This window comes from Paracoccus sp. S-4012 (genome assembly GCF_009674885.1).
Taxonomy (GTDB): Bacteria; Pseudomonadota; Alphaproteobacteria; order Rhodobacterales; family Rhodobacteraceae; genus Paracoccus.
Genome location: NZ_WKKA01000008.1, coordinates 47,283 through 66,134 on the forward strand (window position 1 = coordinate 47,283; position 18,852 = coordinate 66,134).

The window sequence follows — 18,852 nt, forward strand, 5'->3', positions numbered from 1 at the left end:
GCGGCCGGCGGGCAGGGGAGGAAGCGGGTCATGGCACGGCCTTCCGTGGTTCGATCACTGCCGCGATCTAGGCAATTTTTCCGATTGAAGGCCAGACTGGTTTCCAAATAAGAACGATGTCCTGAAGTCCACGCCAGTCGCGGGCCGCCTTTTTGCCAGAACCGGAGAGAGCCAGATGCCCGCCCGCCTCGATGCCACCGACCGGAAAATCCTCGCCGAACTGCAGCGCGACGCCGCCCAGTCGCTCGACGAGATCGCCAAGGCCGTGGGCGCCTCCAAGACCCCGGTCTGGAATCGAATCCGCAAGCTGCGCGAGCGCGGCGTCATCACCCGCCAGACGGTGCTGCTCGACGCCGAGGCGCTCGGGCTCGAGGCCTGCTTCTTCGTCCTGATCCGCACTTCCGAGCACGAGCCGGGCTGGCAGCAAAGCTTCCTCGAGGCGATCCGCGAACGCCCCGAGGTTCTGGAAGCGCATCGCCTCGCGGGCGAGATCGACTACATCCTCAAGGTCCGGGTGCCGAACGCGCGTGCCTACGATCGCTTCTACCAGTCGCTGATCGCCGAGGTCCGCATCCACAACGTGACCGCGCTGCTGTCGATGGAGGAGATCAAGTCCACCACCATCCTCCCCGTATGAGCCGCCCCGCGGTGGGCAGGCTCAGTCCACCACCGGCGGCTGGCGAAGCTGCGGCTCGTGCAACCCGCCCTCGGGCAGCGGCGGGCATTCACGGAAGATGCGGTAGGGGCAGCGGTTGCAGAGTTCGATGTCGAGTTGCGGCACGATGGCGGCGATAGCGTGGCCCTTGCTCATGAAGATCCGCTCGCGCGTCAGCGTCCGCATCACCTTGAACCGCGCGAGCTTGGTCAGCGTCCGGGCCGAGCGGGTCTGCAGGTAGAAGCCGCCGTCGCGGCCGGTGCGGCGCTGCGCCTCCTCGATCAGCAGGTCGGCGCCGGGCAGGTCGATCTCGCCGACGCCCTTGACGATGAAGAGCAGGTGCTTCTGGATCGGGCGCCGCGCCTCGAAGCGGCGGAACTGACGGCGCACGAACTCCACCGAGCCGAAGAACAGCGGCCCGTCGAGCCGCGCCATCAGCAGTTGCGGGCATTCCGGCAACTGGTGGCCGGCCGTCTCGCGGAACATGCGCTGCGGGGTCGAGGGGTCGGGCGCGCCGACCGCGATCTGCGGCCGCGACGAGCGGCGCATGAAGAAGACGAAGGACAGGATCACGCCCGCGTAGATCGCGAATTCCAGGTCCACGAAGATCGTCGCGAGCAGCGTGACGACGGCAATGACCGCCTCGGAGGCCGAGCGCAGCACGCCGCGCCACTGCTTGAGGTCCACGAGCCGGATCGCCACCAGCAGGATCACCCCGGCCATCGCCGCGAGCGGCACATAGGCGAAGAGGTCCGCCGTCAGTTGCAGGAGCAGCAGCAGGAACAGGGCCGAGAGGACGGCGGCGAGGGGGGTCCGTGCGCCGGCCTCGAAGTTGACGCCCGAGCGGGTGAACGAGGCCGATGACGGGTAGGCGTTGAAGAAGCTGCCGGCGAGGTTCGAGAGGCCCTGGCCCACGATCTCGCGGTTGCCGTCGATAGGCTGGCCGGATTTCACCCCGAGCGCGCGCGCGACCGACAGCGCCTCCAGCAGCCCGACGAGCGCGATGGCGACCGCGGCCGAGCCGTAGTCGCGCAGCAGGTTGAGCGAGACCGGCGGCCATTCGAAGGGCGGCAGCGACGGGTCCACTGCGCCGATCACCGCGACGCCCGCGGCCTCGCCGCCGACCGCGATGCCGAGCGCCGAGGCGGCGACGAAGGCGATCAGGTAGTTCGGCAGCGCCGCGCGCCACTCGCGCACCAGCAGGCCCACGACAAGGGCGGTCGCGCCGATCAGCGGCGCGCGCCATCCGACCTGCGGCAGCGCCTCGGCGAGCGCCGCGAGGAAGGCGCGCAGCTCGTTGGGCCGCGGCAGCTCGACCCCAATGAGGTTCTGCACCTGGCTCAGCGCGATCAGCAGCGCCGCGCCGCTGACGAAGCCGAGCGTGACGGAATGCGAGACGAAGTCGATCAGCACGCCCAGCCGCGCGAGGCCGAGGCCGATCTGCACAAGGCCCACCATCAGCGCCAGCGACACCGCGGCGGCGAGGAAGGTCGGGCTTCCCGGCGCGGCGAAGGGGACGATGGCGGCGAAGACGAGGACGGAGATCGCGGTGGTGGGGCCGGAGACCGCGTGCCAGCTCGATCCCGTCAGCGCCGCCACGATCGGCGGGATCATGGCGGTGGCGAAGCCCATCTCGGCCGGCAGCCCCGCGATCGAGGCGAAGGCCACCGCCTGCGGCAGCACGATCGCCGCCCCGGTCAACCCGGCGGCGGCATCGGCCTTCAGCGTTCCGGGCGATACCCGCCTCGGCCAGTCGGGCCGGGTCAGGACCCCCTGGAAATAGGCGCGCGTCAGGCGCGTGAACTGGTCGGAGACAGGCTCGCTCATCGCCCTGCACTGTTGGTCCGGGCACGGCGGCGATCAACCGCCAAAGCGGGAGGATTCAACGAAAACCCGTGAGGAAGGCGTCGAGGCAGTCGCCGATCACCTCGATGGCATAGCCGCCCTCCTGCACCAGCAGGGTGGGCAGACCGAGGGCGCGGATGGCGCGGGCGGCGGCCTCGAAATCGGCGGCCTGCAGCGTCAGCGCGCCGATGGGATCGGCGGCGTGGGCGTCGAAGCCCAAGGCCAGGACGAGCGCCTCCGTCCCATGCGCCTTGATCGCCTCCGCGGCCGTGGCGATGGCGGCCAGCATCGCATCGCCGCCGCTGCCCGGCGCAAGCGGCAGGTTCAGGTTCGCGCCCTCGCCTGCGCCGGTCCCGCGCTCGCCCGCATAGCCGGTGTAGAAGGGGTAGAAGTTCGACGGGTCGGCATGGACCGAGACCGTCAGCACGTCGGGGCGGTGATAGAAGATCTGCTGCGTGCCGTCGCCGTGGTGGACGTCGATGTCGAGGACCGCGACCCGCGCGAAGCGGCTCCGCAGCCGCTCGGCCGCTATGGCGCTGTTGTTGAGGTAGCAAAAGCCCGAGCCGCGGTCGGCGCGGGCGTGGTGGCCGGAGGGGCGGCAGAGCGCATAGGCCGCGGGTTCGCCGCCCGCGACGGCGTCGGCCCCGGCGATTGCCGTCATGGCCGAGCGGCGGATCGAGGGCCAGCTCGCCTCGCGCATCGGCACCGACATATCGCCGAGATACCAGCCCAAGCGGCCAAGGAAGCCGCTGGCAGGGCAGGGGCCGCGGGTCGGCTGCTCGGGGCGGCCGCTCCAGTAGGGGAAGGTCGCGGGCCAGACCTCGGGGCCGCGCTCGGCCTCCGGCAGCTGTTGCCACTCGTCCCAAGCGGTTTCGAGGAAGTCGATGTAACCCGCGTCATGCACGGCGAGGATCGGCGCCATGCCCGCGTAGCCCGGCTCCTCCGGGGCAATCCCGTGGCGGTCGAGCGCGCCCAGCAGCCGCGCCGTCCGCTCGGGCAGGTCCTTCGGCATCACCACCCGGCCGAAGCGCATGTATTGCAGCGGATCGTGGCCGGCCTGCTCGGGGTGGTAGAATGCGCGCATCGGGTCGGAGCTCCGGCTTCCATCTGGCTTGGCCGCAGGCTAGCCGCAGCGCAGGCGGGCGAACAGGGGGCGATCGGGCTGGTCTTCGGGCTGATGGGCCTCGGCCTGCCTGCCGAACCTTCCGCGTCCGCAAATGGGACCCTGTGCCCATTTGCGCGCAACCTCAGCCATGAGTGGACCGATCCGCCCCGCGGATCGGTCAGCGTCCTCCCTCCCCACGGCGGACGCTTCGCGTCCACCAGGGCAGACGCTGCCCTCTGCTGCGACAAGGGTGCGACGGGCTCCTTATAGCCGCTAAAACAGCCCCTCCACCTCGCCGTCCGAGTTCAGCGTGATCGTCCGCGCCGCCGGATGCCTCGGCAGGCCGGGCATGGTCATGATCTCGCCGCAGATCGCCACGACGAAGCCCGCCCCGGCCGCGAGGCGCACCTCGCGCACCGGCAGCACATGCCCCTCGGGCGCGCCGCGCAGGTTCGGATCGGCCGAGAAGCTGTAGGGGGTCTTGGCGATGCAGACCGGCAGGTGGCCGTGGCCCGCGGCCTCCCAGGCGGCAAGCTGGTCGCGGATCGAGGGATCGGCCACCACCTCGGCGGCGTGGTAGATGCGACGGGCGATGGTCTCGATCTTCGCCATGAGCGGCATTTCGTCGTGGTAGAGCGGCGCGAATTGCGAGCCGTGTCCGGCAAGCTCGACCACGCGCCGCGCGAGATCCTCGGCGCCCGCGCCGCCCTCGGCCCAGTGGCGGCAGACGATGGCCTCGACCCCCTCGGAGGCTGCGGCCGCGATCAGCGCCGCGATCTCGGCCTCGGTGTCGCCCGAGAAATGGTTGATCGCGACCACCACCGGCACGCCGAAGCCGCGAACGTTCGAGATATGGCGCTCGAGGTTCGCCGCCCCCGCGCGCACCGCCCCGACATTCTCGGCCCCGAGGTCGCCCCGCGCCACGCCGGCGTTGTATTTCATCGCCCGAACCGTCGCCACGATCACCGCCACCGCAGGCGTCAGCCCGGCCTTGCGGCACTTGATGTCGAAGAACTTCTCCGCCCCCAGATCGGCCCCGAACCCGGCCTCGGTCACCACGAAATCCGCCAGCTTCAGCGCCGTCGCCGTCGCCATGACCGAGTTGCAGCCATGCGCGATGTTGGCGAAGGGGCCGCCATGGACGAGGGCGGGCGTGTTCTCGATCGTCTGCACGAGGTTCGGCTGCAGCGCGTCCCGCAGCAGCACCGCCATCGCCCCGTCCCCCCCGATCTCGGCGCAGGTGACGGGCGCGCGGTCGCGGCGGTAGCCGATGATGATCCGCCCGAGCCGCGCCTTGAGGTCGTCGAGGTCGCGCGCGAGGCAGAGGATCGCCATGACCTCCGAGGCCACGGTGATGTCGAAGCCGGTCTGCCGCGGGAAGCCGTTGCGGACCCCGCCGAGGCCCACGGCGATGTCGCGCAGGGTGCGGTCGTTCATGTCCATGACCCGGCCCCAGGTGATGCGGCGGGTGTCGATGTCGAGCTCGTTGCCCCAGTAGATGTGGTTGTCGATCATCGCGGCCAGCAGGTTGTGGGCCGAGGTGATGGCGTGAAAATCGCCGGTGAAGTGGAGGTTCATTTCCTCCATCGGCACCACCTGCGCCCGGCCGCCGCCCGCAGCACCGCCCTTCATGCCGAAGTTCGGGCCGAGCGACGCCTCGCGAATGCAGACCGCCGTGCGCTGCCCGATCCGCGACAGCGCGTCGCCGAGGCCCACCGTGGTCGTGGTCTTGCCCTCGCCGGCGGGCGTCGGGTTCACGGCGGTGACGAGGACCAGCTTGCCCTGCGGCCGCCCGTCGAGGCTGGCGATGAAGTCGCGGTCGATCTTCGCCGTGTCCCGCCCGTAAGGGATCAGCGCCTCGGGCGGGACGCCGAGGCGCGCTGCGATCTCCGGCATCGGCAGGCGGGTCGCCGCGCGGGCGATCTCGATATCGGTCGGCATGGGTTCCCCGTCTCCGCCCCTCCTCGGGGCGCGGGAGGGTTCACCGGCCGAGTTTCCGCGCGCTGCGCATCCAAATCAACCGCCTAGCGCCCGGAGATGCGGGCCAGCAGCACCGCGGGCAGCATCCCCACGGCAACGATCAGCAGGGCGGCCACGGCGCCGTTCTCATAGGTGCCGCGCGCGGCCTCGCCATAGAGCTGCGTGGCGAGGGTCTCCACGCCGAGGGGCCGCAGCATGAGGGTTGCGGGGAGTTCCTTGACGCAGTCGACGAAGATCAGCAGCGCCGCCGCCGCCATGGGCGCGTGCAGCAGCGGCAGGTGGATCTCGCGCAGGACCCGGCCGCGGCTGCGCCCGAGGCTGCGGGCCGCGATGTCGAAGGAGCGGGGCAGGCGCGAGAAGCCGGCCTCGAGCGTGCCGGTCGAGATGGCGAGGAAGCGGACCGTGTAGGCCAGCACGAGCGCTGCGCCGGAGCCGAGGAACAGCAGGCCCGTGCCCTCGCCGAGGACGGCGAGCGCGGTGCGGTCGATCCAGCGGTCGGCGGTGGCGACCGGCAGCAGCAGGCCGAGCGCGACCACGGTGCCCGGCATGGCATAGCCGATCGACGCCGCCCGCGCGGCGACCGCGCTGGCCGCGCCGGGGCGAAGCCGCGAAGCCGCGGCGACCGTGAGGCCGAGGGCAAGGGTCAGCACGGTTGCCGCCGCGGCGAGGGTCAGCGTGCCGGCTGTCGCCGCGGCGATGGCCGAGAGGTCATGCCCGGCCCCGATCCGCACCCAGGCCGCCCGCACCAGATAGGCCGCAGGCGCCGCGAAGCCGAGCGCGACCGGCACCACGCAGAGCGCGACCGCAGTCCCCGCCTGCCAGCCCCTGAGCCGCAGCGGCTGGAACGGGGTCGCGCGCACCGCGCTCACGGCATAGCGGTGACGCCGCCGCGCCCAGCGTTCCAGCACGATCAGGCCCAGCACGACGACCAGCATCGAAAGCGCGATCTGCGCCGCGCCGGGAAGGTCGTTGCGCGTCACCCAGGTCGAGTAGATCGAGACCGTCAGCGTCCTGACCCCGAGGAACTCGGCCGCGCCGACGTCATTGAGCGCCTCCATCAGCGCAAGGCTCGTGCCGACCGCGATGGCTGGGCGCGCGAGGGGCAGGGCGACGCGATGGAACAGCGCCCGGCGCGGCGTGCCGAGGGTGCGCGCCACGTCGAGGAGGTTCGCGGCCTGGCTCAGGAACAGCGCCCGCACGGGGATGTAGACATAGGGGTAGAGGACGAGGCTCAACAGCAGGATGCAGCCGGGCATCGAGCGGATGTCGGGCAGGCGGAAATCGCGCGGGCTGTCGATTCCGAGAACCGCGCGCATCGCCGTCTGCACCGGACCGACCGGGTGCAGCAGGTCCAGATAGGCATAGGCGATGATGTAGGTCGGCATCGCCAGCGGCAGCAGCAGCGCCCAGGCGAGGACGCGGCGGCCGGGGAAATCATAGGCGGTGACGATCCACGCCGCGCCGGTTCCCATCGCGGTGACGAGGATGCCCACGCCGACCAGCAGCACCGCCGTATCGCGCAGCGCCTGCGGCAGCACATGGGCCAGCAGATGCGGCCAGAGCCCGCTCGACCCCGCAAGCGCCTGCCAGAGCAGCGCCACCGCCGGCAGCAGCGCGAGCGCCGCCACCGCGATCGCACCGGCCGTCCAGCCCCGCCCGCCCTTCGGCCGCGCGGCGGCACCGCGACCGGCGGCACGCCTCACCGCGCCGCCGGTCCCGGCTCCGGCCTCGCGGCATGCATCCGCGAGTGTCACGGCCGGCGCCGCCGCCCGGCCTCAGTTGTCGAAGCCCACCTTCTCGGCCAGCCGGCTCGCCGCCTCGCGCTGGGCGATGATCTCGGTCAGCGGCACCGGGTCGATCCGCAGCTCGCCCAGTTCAGCGATCAGCGGATCGACGGCCACGCCGGTCTTCACCGGATATTCGTAGTTCTGCTCGGCATAGAGCTTCTGCGCCTCGTCCGAGACCAGCCATTCCAGCAGCGCGACCGCCGCCTCGCGGTTCGGCGCGTGCTTGGCGAGGGCGGCGCCCGAGATGTTCACCTGGGTGCCGCCATCCATGAAGGTCGGCAGGATGACCTTGATCGCCTCGCCCCAGGGCTTCTGCTCCTCGCCGCCCGCGCCCGAGCGCATGAGGCCGACATAGTAGGAGTTGGCGATGCCGATGTCGCAGATGCCGCCCATGATGTCCTTGGCGACATCCCGGTCGCCGCCGCCGGCCTTGCGGGCGAGGTTCGCCTTGACGCCGGTGAGCCACTCCTCGGCCTTGGCTTCGCCGTGATGGACGATGTAGTCGGCGAAAAGGGCCGTGTTGTAGGGGTGCTGGCCCGAGCGGATGCAGATCCGGCCCTTCCATTCCGGATCGTCGAGCTGCTCGTAGGTGAAGCTGTCGAGGTCCATGTCCTTGTCGGCATAGAGGACGCGGGCGCGCATCGAGAGGCCGGTCCACTGGTCCTCGGGGTCGCGCACCTCGGCCGGGACGGCCTGCGCGACCGCCTCCGAATCGATGGCCTGCGTCAGCCCCCGCTCGGCCAGGTCCTCGAGGTTGCCGGCATCGACCATCATCATGAGGTCGGCGGGCGAGCTTGCGCCCTCGGCCGCGACGCGCTCGGCCAGGCCGTCCTTCATGTGGATGACGTTGACCGTGTTGCCGGTCTCGGCCTGCCATGCGTCCAGCAGCGGCTGGATCAGCCCCGGCTCGCGCGTCGTGTAGATGTTGACCTCCGCCGCCGCCGCGAGGGCGGGCAGCGCGGCGAGCGCGAGGGCGGCAGGGGCGACGGCGATGCGGAGGGCAGGGCGGAAGGGGGTCATGGGACACCTGTCGGGTTGCGGTGCCTCATCAACTTCATCCTGAGTGCTTCTGTCAACTACTTCGGAAGATCATCGCCCGGCCCGGCAGGATCGAGAGGCGCACCCGCTCGTCGATGGCGGCGGTGCCGGGCGGGACGCGCGCCTGCACCGGCTGCTCCAGCCCCTCGACAGCGAGGTTCAGCGTCTCGGCGGCGCCGACGAAGGCGACCTCGCGCACCCGCGCCACGACGCCCGCCGGGTCGCGCCCCAGGGCGATCGCCTCGGGCCGCAGCATCACCACGACGGCGGCGCCCTCGGGGACTCCGTCGGGCGCGGGCACCGGACCGAGCGGCGTCGCGATCCGGCCATCGCGCACCCTGCCCGCGACCTCGGTGCAGGGGCCGAGGAAGGTCGCGGCGAAGGCGTCCGCCGGGTGGTCGTAGACCTGCCGCGCGGGACCTTGCTGCACGATCCGGCCCGCCCGCATCACCGCGAGGCGGTCGCCGGTCGACAGCGCCTCCTCCGGGTCGTGGGTGACGATGATCGCCGCCGTGTCATGCGCGCGCAGCTGCGCCAGCGTCTCGGCCCGGAGGCGGGCGCGCAGGTCGCGGTCGAGGTTCGAGAAGGGCTCGTCCATCAGCAGGACCGCCGGCTCCGGCGCAAGCGCACGGGCGAGCGCCACGCGCTGCTGCTCGCCGCCCGAGAGGCTGTGCGGATAGCGCCCCGCGAGCGCCGCGATCCCGATCCGGGCCAGCACCTGCTCCACCCGCGCCCGTGCCGCGCCGCGGGGGAGGGCGGCGAGGCCGAAGGCGAGGTTTTCGGCCACGGTCAGGTGCGGGAAGAGGGCGTAGTCCTGGAACATCATGCCGATGCCGCGCTGCTCCGGCTCGACGAAGACCGAGGGTCCGGCCAGCTCGCGCCCGCCCATGAGGATGCGCCCGGTATCGGCCGCATCTACCCCGGCGATCACCCGCAGAAGCGACGACTTGCCGCAACCCGAGGGGCCGACGAGGCACAGAACCTCGCCCGCCCCCAGCGTCAGGTTGACCTCGCGCAACAGCTCGAATCCGCCCAGCCGCCGCGACACGCCCTCGATCAGGAGCGCAAGGGAGGGGGCGGCGGCGGATTGCATCTGCGGGTCGGGCCTTTCGTCTCGTGGTTGGCCGTGGCCGGCTCGCCTCTAGCGCATCTCGGGGCCGGTCGCGAGCCCGTCGCAACGGCAGGGCGGCGTCGGCCGAATTGGGCGCCAAGGATGTGCCGCGCAAGGGATCGGGGCGCGCGGCCTGATCCCGCTCGGTCCGTTGAAGAAGCGAAGCAGAGGGCCCGCGCCCGCGTTGGCGGACGGGCGGGAGGCTGAATCGTTGCTCGGAAAGGAAAGACCGCCGAACCCTCCCCCACGTCCCACCTTGATTTCCCCCCGCCCGGCTGTTCCATGCTCCGCCCCATGACTCAGGCCGACTTCCTCCGCAGCCCGTTCCCGCCCGCGCATGAGCTGCCGGATGGTCCGCCGGAGGGTCTGGGGCGGTTCTTCAACCGCGAGCTCAGCTGGCTCAGCTTCAACTGGCGGGTCCTCGACGAGGCGCGCAACACGCGCGTGCCGCTCCTCGAACGCCTGCGGTTCCTGTCGATCAGCGCCACCAACCTCGACGAGTTCTACACCGTGCGCGTCGCCGGCCTGCGCGAGCTTGCGCGCGAGCGGAAGGACGCGCTGTCCGAGGACGGTCTCACGCCGTCCGAACAGCTGGTTCTGGTCAGCGCCGACGCGCGGCGGCTGATGGAGGCGCAGCAGGCGGTTTGGAACCGGCTGCGGGGCGAGATGGAGCGCGCGGGAATCGTCCTCGTGACGCCGGAAGGCGTCACCGCGGAGGAGCGCGATTTCCTGACCCGCTACTTCCACGAACAGGTCTTCCCGGTCCTGACGCCGCTCGCCATCGACCCGGCGCACCCGTTCCCCTTCATCCCCAACACCGGCTTCAGCCTTGCGCTCGAACTCGCCCGCGCGAGCGACGGGCGGCAGATGCAGGCGCTGCTGCCGATCCCGGCGCAGCTCCGGCGCTTCGTGCCGCTGCCGGGCGGCGCGCGGTTCCTGCGGCTCGAGCATCTGCTGCTGATGCACCTCGCGCGGCTCTTCCCCGGCTACCGCGACGCCGGGCACTGCACCTTCCGCGTCCTGCGCGACAGCGACCTCGAGGTCGAGGACGAGGCTGAGGATCTGGTGCGCGAGTTCGAGACCGCGCTGAAGCGCCGCCGACGGGGCGAGGTCATCCGGCTGAAGATCACCGTCGGCGCCCCCGCAGGGCTGCGCCGCCTCATCATGGCCGAGCTCGACGCCGCGCCCGACGAGGTGATCGAGGTGCAGGGCCTCCTCGGCATGGCCGACTTGAGCGAGCTGGTCCTCGACCACCGCCGCGACCTGCTGTTTCCCGGCTTCACCCCGCGGGTGCCCGAGCGGGTGCAGGACCATGACGGCGACATGTTCGCGGCGATCCGCCAGAAGGACATGCTGCTGCACCACCCCTACGAGACCTTCGACATGGTCATCCGCTTCCTCGCGCAGGCGGCGCGGGACCCGGATGTGCTGGCGATCAAGCAGACCCTCTACCGCACGAGCCGCGACAGCCCGATCGTGGACGCGCTCTGCGAGGCGGCGGAAAGCGGCAAGTCGGTCATGGCGCTGGTCGAGCTGAAGGCGCGGTTCGACGAGGCCGCGAACATCCGCCAGTCGCGCCGGCTGGAGCGCGCGGGCGCCCATGTCAGCTACGGCTTCATGCAGCTGAAGACCCACGCCAAGATCTCGACCGTGGTGCGGCGCGAGGGTGACGCGCTCGTCACCTACACGCATTTCGGGACCGGCAACTACCACCCGATCACGGCCCGCATCTACACCGATCTGAGCCTCTTCACCTGCGACCCGGCCCTCGGGCGGGACGCCACCAAGGTGTTCAACTACCTCTCCGGCTACGTGCAGCCCGAGGGGCTGGAGAACATCGCCATCGCGCCGATCTCGCTCAAGCCCCGTCTCCTCGGCCTGATCGCCCGCGAGGCCGAGTTCGCGCGCCTCGGACGCCCGGCGGCGATCTGGGCCAAGATGAACAGCCTGATCGACCCCGAGGTGATCGAGGCGCTCTACGCGGCCTCGCAGGCGGGGGTGAAGATCGACCTCGTGGTCCGCGGCGTCTGCGGGCTGCGCCCCCGCGTCGCCGGCCTGTCCGAGAACATCCGCGTCAAGTCGATCGTCGGCCGCTTCCTCGAGCATTCGCGCATCCTCTGCACCGGCAACGGCCATGGCCTGCCCTCGCGGCGGGCGCGGGTGTTCATCTCCTCGGCCGACTGGATGCAACGCAACCTCGAGCGCCGGGTCGAGACGCTGGTCGAATGCACCAACGAGACCGTGAAGGACCAGATCGTCAGCCAGATCATGGCCGCGAACCTCGCCGACGAGGCGAATTCCTGGGTGCTCGGGCCTGAGGGGCGCTATGTCCGCCACCTGCCGGTGGGGCGCGACGACCTGTTCTCGTGCCACCGCTTCTTCCTCGACCATCCCTCGCTTTCCGGGCGCGGCTCGGCCGGTGCGGGAGACGTGCCGGCGCTGACCCATGCGCGGGACGAGGGGCAACCATCGGCGCCCCGCGGCGTTGCCGCCGCGCCGGCGTCCTGATCCGACGACCCCGAGTCCCGATCCCGGAACGAGAGGCCCGAGACATGAGCGACGCGACCACGCCCGCCCGCACCGGCACCAGCCTCCGCGAAACCTTCGCCAAGATGCTCGACGACCCGAGCGCGCGCTTGCTCAGGCGCGTGGGCGTGGTGGATGTGGGCTCGAACTCGATCCGCATGGTGGTCTTCGACGGCGCCGCCCGCAGCCCGGCCTATTTCTACAACGAGAAGGTAATGGCGGGCCTCGGCGCCGGCCTCGCCAGCACCGGGCGGCTGAACCCGGAGGGCGTGACCCGCGGCCTCGAGGCGCTGCGCCGCTTCGCCGAACTGGCCCGCGGAATGGACGTGGCGCCGCTGACCTGCGTGGCCACCGCCGCCGTGCGCGAGGCCGAGGACGGCCCCGACTTCCACGCCCGCGCCGAGGCCGAATCCGGCCTCACGCTGCATGTCGTCGACGGACGGGAGGAGGCGCGGCTCTCGGGGCAGGGCGTGCTGCTCGGCTGGCCGGATGCGGAGGGGCTGGTCTGCGACATCGGCGGCAACTCGATGGAGGTCGCGGTAGTCGGCGGCGGCACGGTCGGCGCGCGCGTGTCCTCGCCGCTCGGGCCGTTCCGTTTGCAGCAGGTCAAGGGCGGCGCCGCCGGCCGCAGGCGCCACATCCGCGCGGTGATGAAGGATCTGGGCGAGGCGGTCGGGACCGGGCATGGCCGAATCTTCCTCGTCGGCGGCTCGTGGCGGGCCATCGCGCGCATCGACATGGAGCGGCGCGGCTATCCGATGACGGTGCTGCACGAATACCGCATGACGCCCGAAGACCTCACCGCCACCATCGAGCATATCGCCGCCACCGACACCGCCACGCTGAAGGCCGCGACCGGTATCTCCAGCACCCGGCTGGAGCTGGTCCCCCTTGCCGCCGAGGTCCTGCGCGAGCTGACCCGCGCCTTCGCCCCCGAGGAGTTCGCCGTCAGCTCCTTCGGCATCCGCGAGGGCTTGCTCTACGAACAGATGTCGCCGTCCCTGCGCGAGCGCGACCCGCTGATCGAGGCGGCGCGCTTCACCGAGAAGAAGATGGCGCGGATGCCCGGCTTCGGAAGGAAGCTGTTCCAGTTCCTGCTGCCGCTGTTCGAGGGCGCCTCGGCGCAGCGCCAGCGGCTGATCCTCGCCGCCTGCCTGCTGCACGACACCGCCTGGCGCGCGCATCCCGACTATCGGGCCGAGGCCTGTTTCGACAACGTGACCCGCGCCAATCTGGCGGCGCTGAGCCATCCCGAGCGCGTGTTCCTCGGCGTGGCACTCCTGCACCGCTACAAGTCGAGCCGCGCGAATTCGCCCATGGCGCCGCTGTTTGCGCTGCTCTCGGCGGACGAACTCCGCGATGCCGAGGTGCTGGGCAAGGCCATGCGCTTCGGGGCCATGTTCTCGGTCCGCAATCCCGGCACCGCCGGGCGCCTGTCGGTCGATGCAGGCGTGCTGCGGCTGAAGCTCACGAAGACCGGCCGGGCGCTGATGGGCGAGGTCGCGCTCGCGCGGTTCCGGTCGCTCGCATCGGCCATGGGGGCGACGGCCGAAGTCGTCTGAGGCCGCCGCGGCGGTTCCGGTCTCCCGACATCAAACATTGTCTCTAATCTGCTGTTGGTTAACGGGTTTCCGGTCCCGTAATCCTCCCTCTTGTGCGGGGGAGTTCCGCACGCTGCCTGACCTAAGCGTGGATCAGCGCGTCCTGATCCGTCGGCATGCCCCAAGGGGCAGGCACGATGCCCTGCGGACATTACCGATGCCCATCAACGACGACTCGGTCGACTACTTCCAGCTCACCCGCCCGATAACGATCGGGAATGCCGCGCATCCGGTGGATACCACCCTGCCGCAGAAGACGGTCCAGCACCTCGAGCTGCGGTATGACGGCCTCCTCCAGCAGGCGAATGCCAGCCGCGAGACGAAGCTCTCGGCCGACGACCCGGATGGCGACAACGTCCTCCAGGTCGGAGACAGCTTCACCATCTCTTCTGCCCTCTACAACAACAAGGGCGTTCATCAGGGGACCGAGTCGGTCAAGTTGACGCTGCTCGGGGCCGGCACCTTCTCCAGTCATCACGGCGTCCGTGACGTGCTGATCGGCGAGGCGGCGAACGGCGCCCAGTATGTGGTCTTTCCCAGGGCCGATGCGCCCACCAAGCCCGGCCAGGTGACCGCGACGATCGGTGCCCAGTCGGCGGGCTACGACTTCGACGGCGGCAAGATCGCGATCTGCTATCTGGAGGGGACCGGGATTCTGACCGAGAGCGGCGAGGTCGCGATCGAGGATCTCCGCGAGGGCGACCTCGTCGTCTGCCGCTTCGGCGGCCTGCGCCCGGCGCGATGGATCGGCCGCCAGAGGCTGACCGGCAGCCGCGCCGCCGGGCAGGAGGCGATCCGCATCGCCACGGGCGCGCTCGCCGACAACATGCCGCGCCGGCCCCTGTTCGTGTCGCCCGGACACGCGATGCTGGTCGCCGGCCGGCTGGTTCTGGCGGCCGACCTCGTGAACGGCATCACCATCACGCGGGAGGAGCCGCGCGACCTGTGGTCCTACGTCCAGCTCGACCTCGGCGAGCATGACCTTCTGCTGGCCGACGGCGCCTGGTCCGAGAGTTTCGCCGACTGCGGCGACTTCCGCACGCAGTTCGACAACTTCGTCGAGTTCCGCGACCGGTTCCCGGACCATGTCGCCCCCGCCGCGCCGCGGCTCTGCGCCCCCCGTCCCGAAGGCGGCGAGGCGCTGCATGAGGCGCTGCGCCACACCGCCCGGCGGGCGCTGAGCAGCGGCGCGACCATCGCCTCCGGCCGCATCGAGGGCCGCGTCGAAGGCGTGGCCGAGCCCTGCCATGTCAGCGGCTGGGTCATGGACGCCGATCATCCCGGCCGTCCGGTCATGCTCGAACTCGTTCTCGGCGACGAGGTGATCGCCACGACGCTCGCCTGCGCGCCGCGCCGGGCGGCCGGCGATCAGGGCCGCATGGGCTTCATCTTCGCCGGCGACCCGCGCCTCTCGACCCGGCAACTGCTGCGCGCCACCGTCCGGCGGGCGCAGGACGGCCAGGCCATCACCCCCCTGCCGAGCGCCGCCCTCGGGACGCTGCAGGGGCATCTCGACCTCGTCACCGATTCGTGCCGCCTCGAAGGCTGGGCGCGGGACGAGACGTTCCCGCAGCAGCCGGTTATGCTGGAGGTCGTCCTCGGCGACGAGATCATCGGCACCGTCCTCGCCAGCCGCGCGCGCGAGGATCTGCGGAAGGCGGGGCTCGGCGATACGGCATTCGTCTTCGAGGCGAGCCGGGCGCTCTCGCCGGCCGAGATGGAAGCGATCCAGCTGCGGCGGATCAGCGACCGTGCGGTGCTGCGGCGGACGGCGGAGACGAGGATCGTGAGAACCGGCGAAACTCGCGCCGCCTGACGGGTATTTCGCTGGATCCGGCGGAATCCCCGAGGGCTCGACCCTGCGGCATTGCGTCACCGTGGCGGCGAAACCATGGCGTTGTGTGACCCTAGGTAAGTACTCGAGAAAATCGTTGACGGGTGGGCTGTCGAGGCCCCATTGGCTGCGCCGTGCGGGGAAAGACGCGCACGGCCTATCACAGTCTAAATCAACAAAGATTTCTCACGTGCACGCTCACGTGCACGCTCACGGGCGACGGCATGCGACTGGTTGCGTGACCCAGAACACCATCTATGAAAGTGCCCAGACGATGTCCTACATCATCCACGTAGTTCCTCTCGATGCGTTCAACTTCGGGTCATTGCCCTATAATCCGTCGATCCCCAAGTATCCTTGGAACTGGTGGGGCGGCAGCGACCCTCAGTTAAATCCGGATGGGGGGAATTGGAACGTCAACCACCCCGACAGGGGACCTTGGAACAAGTTCACGATCGACACGTCGCGGGCTTTCGAGATCCAGGTTCAGGACATCGATAGCAGGCCGGATGTGCTGGACACTGATACCTTCCATCGGGAACCCGCGGAACCGGACTGCAGACGCTCCAGACGGCTGTTAAGGGTGTTTAGATTGGCGGCAACATCGTGAACGAATACGAGGTTACCCTGACCGGCTCTGACGGGCAGACGTACACGCTCGTCGCGTTGAACGTACTGCCTGCTCACCTTCGATGGCAGGGGCAGGAGAACGATGGAAAACTCATCGGCTTCACCTTCGACGGTGCATGGCCCCCGGAAGGGGTGACGCTGGACTACGTGCCCAACAGCAACGTCGATAAGCCGAGCCTTCACGAGTCCAACATGCTCCCCGTCTGCTACCTGCAGGGCACGAAGATCCAGACGGCCTCGGGCGAGGTCGCGGTCGAGGACCTGCGCGAGGGCGACCTGGTCGTCTGCCGCTTCGGCGGCATCCGCCCGATCCGCTGGATCGGCCGGCAGCGCTTCGCCGGGGCGCGCGCGGCCGGGAAGGAGGCGATCCGCTTCGCCGAGGGCTCGCTGGGCGAAAACATGCCGCGCGAGGCGCTGTTCGTCTCGCCCGGCCACTCGATGCTGGTCGAGGGCCGGCTGGTCCTCGCCGACGACCTCGTGAACGGCATCACGATCACGCTCGAGGAGCCGCGCGAGGTCTGGTCCTACTTCCAGATCGACTTCGGCGTGCATGACCTCGTCCTCGCCAACGGCGCCTGGTCCGAGAGCTTCGCCGACGCCGGCGATATCCGCGGCCGGTTCGACAACGCCGCCGACTTCCGCCTGCGGTTCCCCGATCATGTCGCCCCCGAGGCCCCGATCCTCTGCGCCGAGCGTCCGCAGGGCGGCGAGGCGCTGCATGCCGCGCTTCGCCACACCGCCAGCCTCGCGCTGAGCGGCAGCGCGCCGGTCGCCCGCGGCCGGCTGGAAGGCCGCATCGAAGGCGTGGCCGCGCCGTGCCATGTCAGCGGCTGGGCCACGGACGCCGGCCATCCCGGCCGCCCGGTGATGCTCGAGATGGTCCTCGACGGCGAGGTTATCGGCACCACGCTCGCCTGCGCACCGCGCCGGGACGGCGGCCGGGGACGCATGGACTTCGTCTTCGACGGTGCCCGGCCCCTCTCGACGCACGAGTTGCTGCGGATCACCGTGCGGCGGGTGCAGGACGGCCAGCCCCTTGCCGCGCTGCCGAGCGCGGCTGTCGGCCCGCTGCAGGGGCATCTCGACCTCGTCACCGCAGGCTGCCGCATCGAGGGCTGGGCGAGGGACAAGGCCTTTTCGGACCAGCCGGTGATGCTGGAGGCGGTTCTGGGCGATGAGGTGCTCGGCACGGTCCTCGCCTGCCGTTCCCGGCACGACCTGACGAAGGCGGGCTTCGGAGACGTGGCCTTCACCTTCGAGGCGAACCGGACGCTCACGCCGGCCGAGATGGACACGATCCAGCTGCGCCGCATCAACGACCGCGCGGTGCTGCGCCGGTCGGGGAAGACGAAGCTCGTCGGCACCGGTGCGGTTCCCGCCAAGGTGGCCTGACGCATGCATGACGAAGCGCCGCGGCGGAGCCCTGCCGCCGCGGCGTCGTTTTCCGGGGGCGGCAGGATGCCCGGCAATCGGTGACAGCCCGGTCTGACCGACAGCATCGCAGGCAGGGTGATCGTGATCGCCGGCGCGGCTGGCGGCATGGCGAAGCGGCTGCTGGCCACCCTCCGCGGGCCGGATCGCGGCGGCGGCAAGGTCACGGCCGCCCTGAGCGACGTGACCCGACGCGGCTATCCCCAGCCGCCGGTGAAAACCGCGGTCGCTACCTGTGACCGGATCGACCCTTCCTCCATGCGGCTCGCGCCCCCTTCCACTCGCGGCGGGCGACGCACAAGCGGGGACCCCGACGGTCCGCCACGTCACTCCGCCGTGGGCGGGACCGCCATGCGGGCCAGCTCCGCCGTGATGAGGCCGAGCGCGTGGACCACGCTCGACGCGCGCACCGCGTCGCGGCCGATGGCGCCGAACTCGACCGTCTCGGTCGAGACCCCGGCCGGGGTGGCGAGGGCGAAGCACACGCGGCCTTCGGGCTTGTGCTCGGACCCGCCCGGCCCGGCGATGCCGGTGATCGAGAGGGCGAGGCCCGCCGGGCTGCGGCTCAGCGCGCCCTGCGCCATCTCGGCCGCGACCTCCTCGCTGACCGCGCCATGGGCGGCGATGGAGGCCGGGCGGACGCCCAGCATCTCCTCCTTGGCGCTGTTGGAATAGGTGACCCAGCCCCGTTCCAGCACCGCGGAGGAGCCGGGCACTCCGGTCAGCGCCGCCGCCAGCAGCCCGCCGGTGCAACTCTCCGCGAGGGCGATCTTCACCTTCCGCTCGCGCGCGGCGCTGAGGATGTCCTCGACCGATTTCATCGTCCCATGATCCCGTGTGAGAGGCCCGCGGCCAGGATCGTCGCCACCGCCGCGAAAACCCCCGCCCAGACGTCGTCGAGCAGCACCCCCGCAGTATCCCGGCGACGGTCGGCGCGGCCGACGAGCCAGGGTTTCCAGATGTCGAAGAGGCGGAAGAACAGAAACGCCGCGACCCAGCCGGGCCAGGGGAAGCGGTCGGATGCGAGGCCCATGAGCCAGAAACCGGCGGAGGGGGCGCAGAGCGCGATCCACTGGCCGACCAGCTCGTCGATCACGATCTCGGGCCGGTCGGGGTCGGCCATGCCCGCGGTGAAGCGGCCGACGGACCAGAGGCAGAGCGGGATCGCCGCGAGCGTCGCCACCGCGAGCAGCGGGAAATGCCCGATGCGGTGGAGCAGCAGGCCCAGCAGCAGCGCCGCGATCGAGGCCCAGGTGCCGGGCGCGGGGCGCAGGGAGCCGATCCCGCCCAAGGTGACGATCCAGCGCAT

At 70.8% G+C, this 18,852-nt stretch carries 14 protein-coding genes; 6 read left to right on the forward strand and 8 right to left on the reverse strand.

Annotation, left to right across the window (positions count from 1 at the left end; translation table 11 throughout):
• Window positions 1-175 precede the first annotated feature (175 nt).
• Complete coding sequence (locus GI374_RS11955; RefSeq protein ID WP_154337307.1) at window positions 176-637, forward strand: Lrp/AsnC family transcriptional regulator; 462 nt, start codon at window positions 176-178, stop codon at window positions 635-637.
• A gap of 21 nt (window positions 638-658) precedes the next feature.
• Here GI374_RS11955 and GI374_RS11960 read toward each other — a convergent pair whose 3' ends face one another.
• From GI374_RS11960 to GI374_RS11985, 6 genes are all read right to left on the reverse strand, one after another.
• Window positions 659-2,482: a SulP family inorganic anion transporter gene (locus GI374_RS11960; protein ID WP_154337308.1), complete on the reverse strand. Its 1,824-nt coding sequence runs from the start codon at window positions 2,480-2,482 to the stop codon at window positions 659-661.
• Window positions 2,483-2,537: 55 nt separating this feature from the next.
• Window positions 2,538-3,584 (reverse strand): histone deacetylase family protein, encoded by a 1,047-nt coding sequence (locus GI374_RS11965; RefSeq protein WP_154337309.1) that lies wholly within the window; start codon window positions 3,582-3,584, stop codon window positions 2,538-2,540.
• Window positions 3,585-3,878: 294 nt separating this feature from the next.
• Window positions 3,879-5,546, reverse strand: a complete 1,668-nt coding sequence (locus GI374_RS11970) for a formate--tetrahydrofolate ligase (protein WP_154337310.1) — start codon at window positions 5,544-5,546, stop codon at window positions 3,879-3,881.
• A gap of 83 nt (window positions 5,547-5,629) precedes the next feature.
• Window positions 5,630-7,288 carry an ABC transporter permease gene (locus GI374_RS11975; protein ID WP_370515315.1) on the reverse strand — a complete coding sequence of 553 codons (1,659 nt, stop codon included), beginning with the start codon at window positions 7,286-7,288 and terminating at the stop codon, window positions 5,630-5,632.
• A gap of 72 nt (window positions 7,289-7,360) precedes the next feature.
• Window positions 7,361-8,392 (reverse strand): extracellular solute-binding protein, encoded by a 1,032-nt coding sequence (locus GI374_RS11980; protein ID WP_154337311.1) that lies wholly within the window; start codon window positions 8,390-8,392, stop codon window positions 7,361-7,363.
• Window positions 8,393-8,444: 52 nt separating this feature from the next.
• On the reverse strand, window positions 8,445-9,503 hold the full coding sequence (locus tag GI374_RS11985) for an ABC transporter ATP-binding protein (RefSeq protein WP_154337312.1): 1,059 nt from the start codon (window positions 9,501-9,503) through the stop codon (window positions 8,445-8,447).
• Window positions 9,504-9,815: 312 nt separating this feature from the next.
• Here GI374_RS11985 and GI374_RS11990 point away from each other — a divergent pair, with 312 nt between their 5' ends.
• From GI374_RS11990 to GI374_RS12010, 5 genes are all read left to right on the forward strand, one after another.
• Window positions 9,816-12,029, forward strand: a complete 2,214-nt coding sequence (locus tag GI374_RS11990) for an RNA degradosome polyphosphate kinase (protein ID WP_154337313.1) — start codon at window positions 9,816-9,818, stop codon at window positions 12,027-12,029.
• Between the two features lie 44 nt (window positions 12,030-12,073).
• Window positions 12,074-13,609, forward strand: a complete 1,536-nt coding sequence (locus GI374_RS11995) for a Ppx/GppA family phosphatase (protein ID WP_154337314.1) — start codon at window positions 12,074-12,076, stop codon at window positions 13,607-13,609.
• A 196-nt stretch (window positions 13,610-13,805) separates the two neighbouring features.
• Window positions 13,806-15,464, forward strand: coding sequence for a Hint domain-containing protein (locus tag GI374_RS12000; RefSeq protein ID WP_154337315.1), 1,659 nt, complete (start codon window positions 13,806-13,808; stop codon window positions 15,462-15,464).
• Window positions 15,465-15,720: 256 nt separating this feature from the next.
• A complete protein-coding gene (locus GI374_RS12005; protein ID WP_154337316.1) occupies window positions 15,721-16,092 on the forward strand; it encodes a hypothetical protein in 372 nt (123 codons plus the stop codon).
• A gap of 212 nt (window positions 16,093-16,304) precedes the next feature.
• Window positions 16,305-17,504, forward strand: a complete 1,200-nt coding sequence (locus tag GI374_RS12010; RefSeq protein WP_154337317.1) for a Hint domain-containing protein — start codon at window positions 16,305-16,307, stop codon at window positions 17,502-17,504.
• 365 nt (window positions 17,505-17,869) lie between these two features.
• Here the strand turns inward: GI374_RS12010 and GI374_RS12015 are convergent, their stop codons facing one another.
• A complete protein-coding gene (locus tag GI374_RS12015; RefSeq protein WP_154337318.1) occupies window positions 17,870-18,364 on the reverse strand; it encodes a CinA family protein in 495 nt (164 codons plus the stop codon).
• Window positions 18,361-18,852, reverse strand: a complete 492-nt coding sequence (locus GI374_RS12020; protein ID WP_154337319.1) for a phosphatidylglycerophosphatase A — start codon at window positions 18,850-18,852, stop codon at window positions 18,361-18,363. The genes GI374_RS12015 and GI374_RS12020 overlap by 4 nt, the downstream gene beginning before the upstream one ends.

What these genes read in the sequence shown, in the direction of transcription:
- GI374_RS11955 (WP_154337307.1), top strand. Translation starts at nt 176, where the DNA reads ATGCCCGCCCGCCTCGATGCCACCGACCGGAAAATCCTCGCCGAACTG.
- GI374_RS11960 (WP_154337308.1), bottom strand. Translation starts at nt 2,482, where the DNA reads ATGAGCGAGCCTGTCTCCGACCAGTTCACGCGCCTGACGCGCGCCTAT.
- GI374_RS11965 (WP_154337309.1), bottom strand. Translation starts at nt 3,584, where the DNA reads ATGCGCGCATTCTACCACCCCGAGCAGGCCGGCCACGATCCGCTGCAA.
- GI374_RS11970 (WP_154337310.1), bottom strand. Translation starts at nt 5,546, where the DNA reads ATGCCGACCGATATCGAGATCGCCCGCGCGGCGACCCGCCTGCCGATG.
- GI374_RS11980 (WP_154337311.1), bottom strand. Translation starts at nt 8,392, where the DNA reads ATGACCCCCTTCCGCCCTGCCCTCCGCATCGCCGTCGCCCCTGCCGCC.
- GI374_RS11985 (WP_154337312.1), bottom strand. Translation starts at nt 9,503, where the DNA reads ATGCAATCCGCCGCCGCCCCCTCCCTTGCGCTCCTGATCGAGGGCGTG.
- GI374_RS11990 (WP_154337313.1), top strand. Translation starts at nt 9,816, where the DNA reads ATGACTCAGGCCGACTTCCTCCGCAGCCCGTTCCCGCCCGCGCATGAG.
- GI374_RS11995 (WP_154337314.1), top strand. Translation starts at nt 12,074, where the DNA reads ATGAGCGACGCGACCACGCCCGCCCGCACCGGCACCAGCCTCCGCGAA.
- GI374_RS12000 (WP_154337315.1), top strand. Translation starts at nt 13,806, where the DNA reads ATGCCCATCAACGACGACTCGGTCGACTACTTCCAGCTCACCCGCCCG.
- GI374_RS12010 (WP_154337317.1), top strand. Translation starts at nt 16,305, where the DNA reads ATGCTCCCCGTCTGCTACCTGCAGGGCACGAAGATCCAGACGGCCTCG.
- GI374_RS12015 (WP_154337318.1), bottom strand. Translation starts at nt 18,364, where the DNA reads ATGAAATCGGTCGAGGACATCCTCAGCGCCGCGCGCGAGCGGAAGGTG.
- GI374_RS12020 (WP_154337319.1), bottom strand. Translation starts at nt 18,852, where the DNA reads ATGCGCTGGATCGTCACCTTGGGCGGGATCGGCTCCCTGCGCCCCGCG.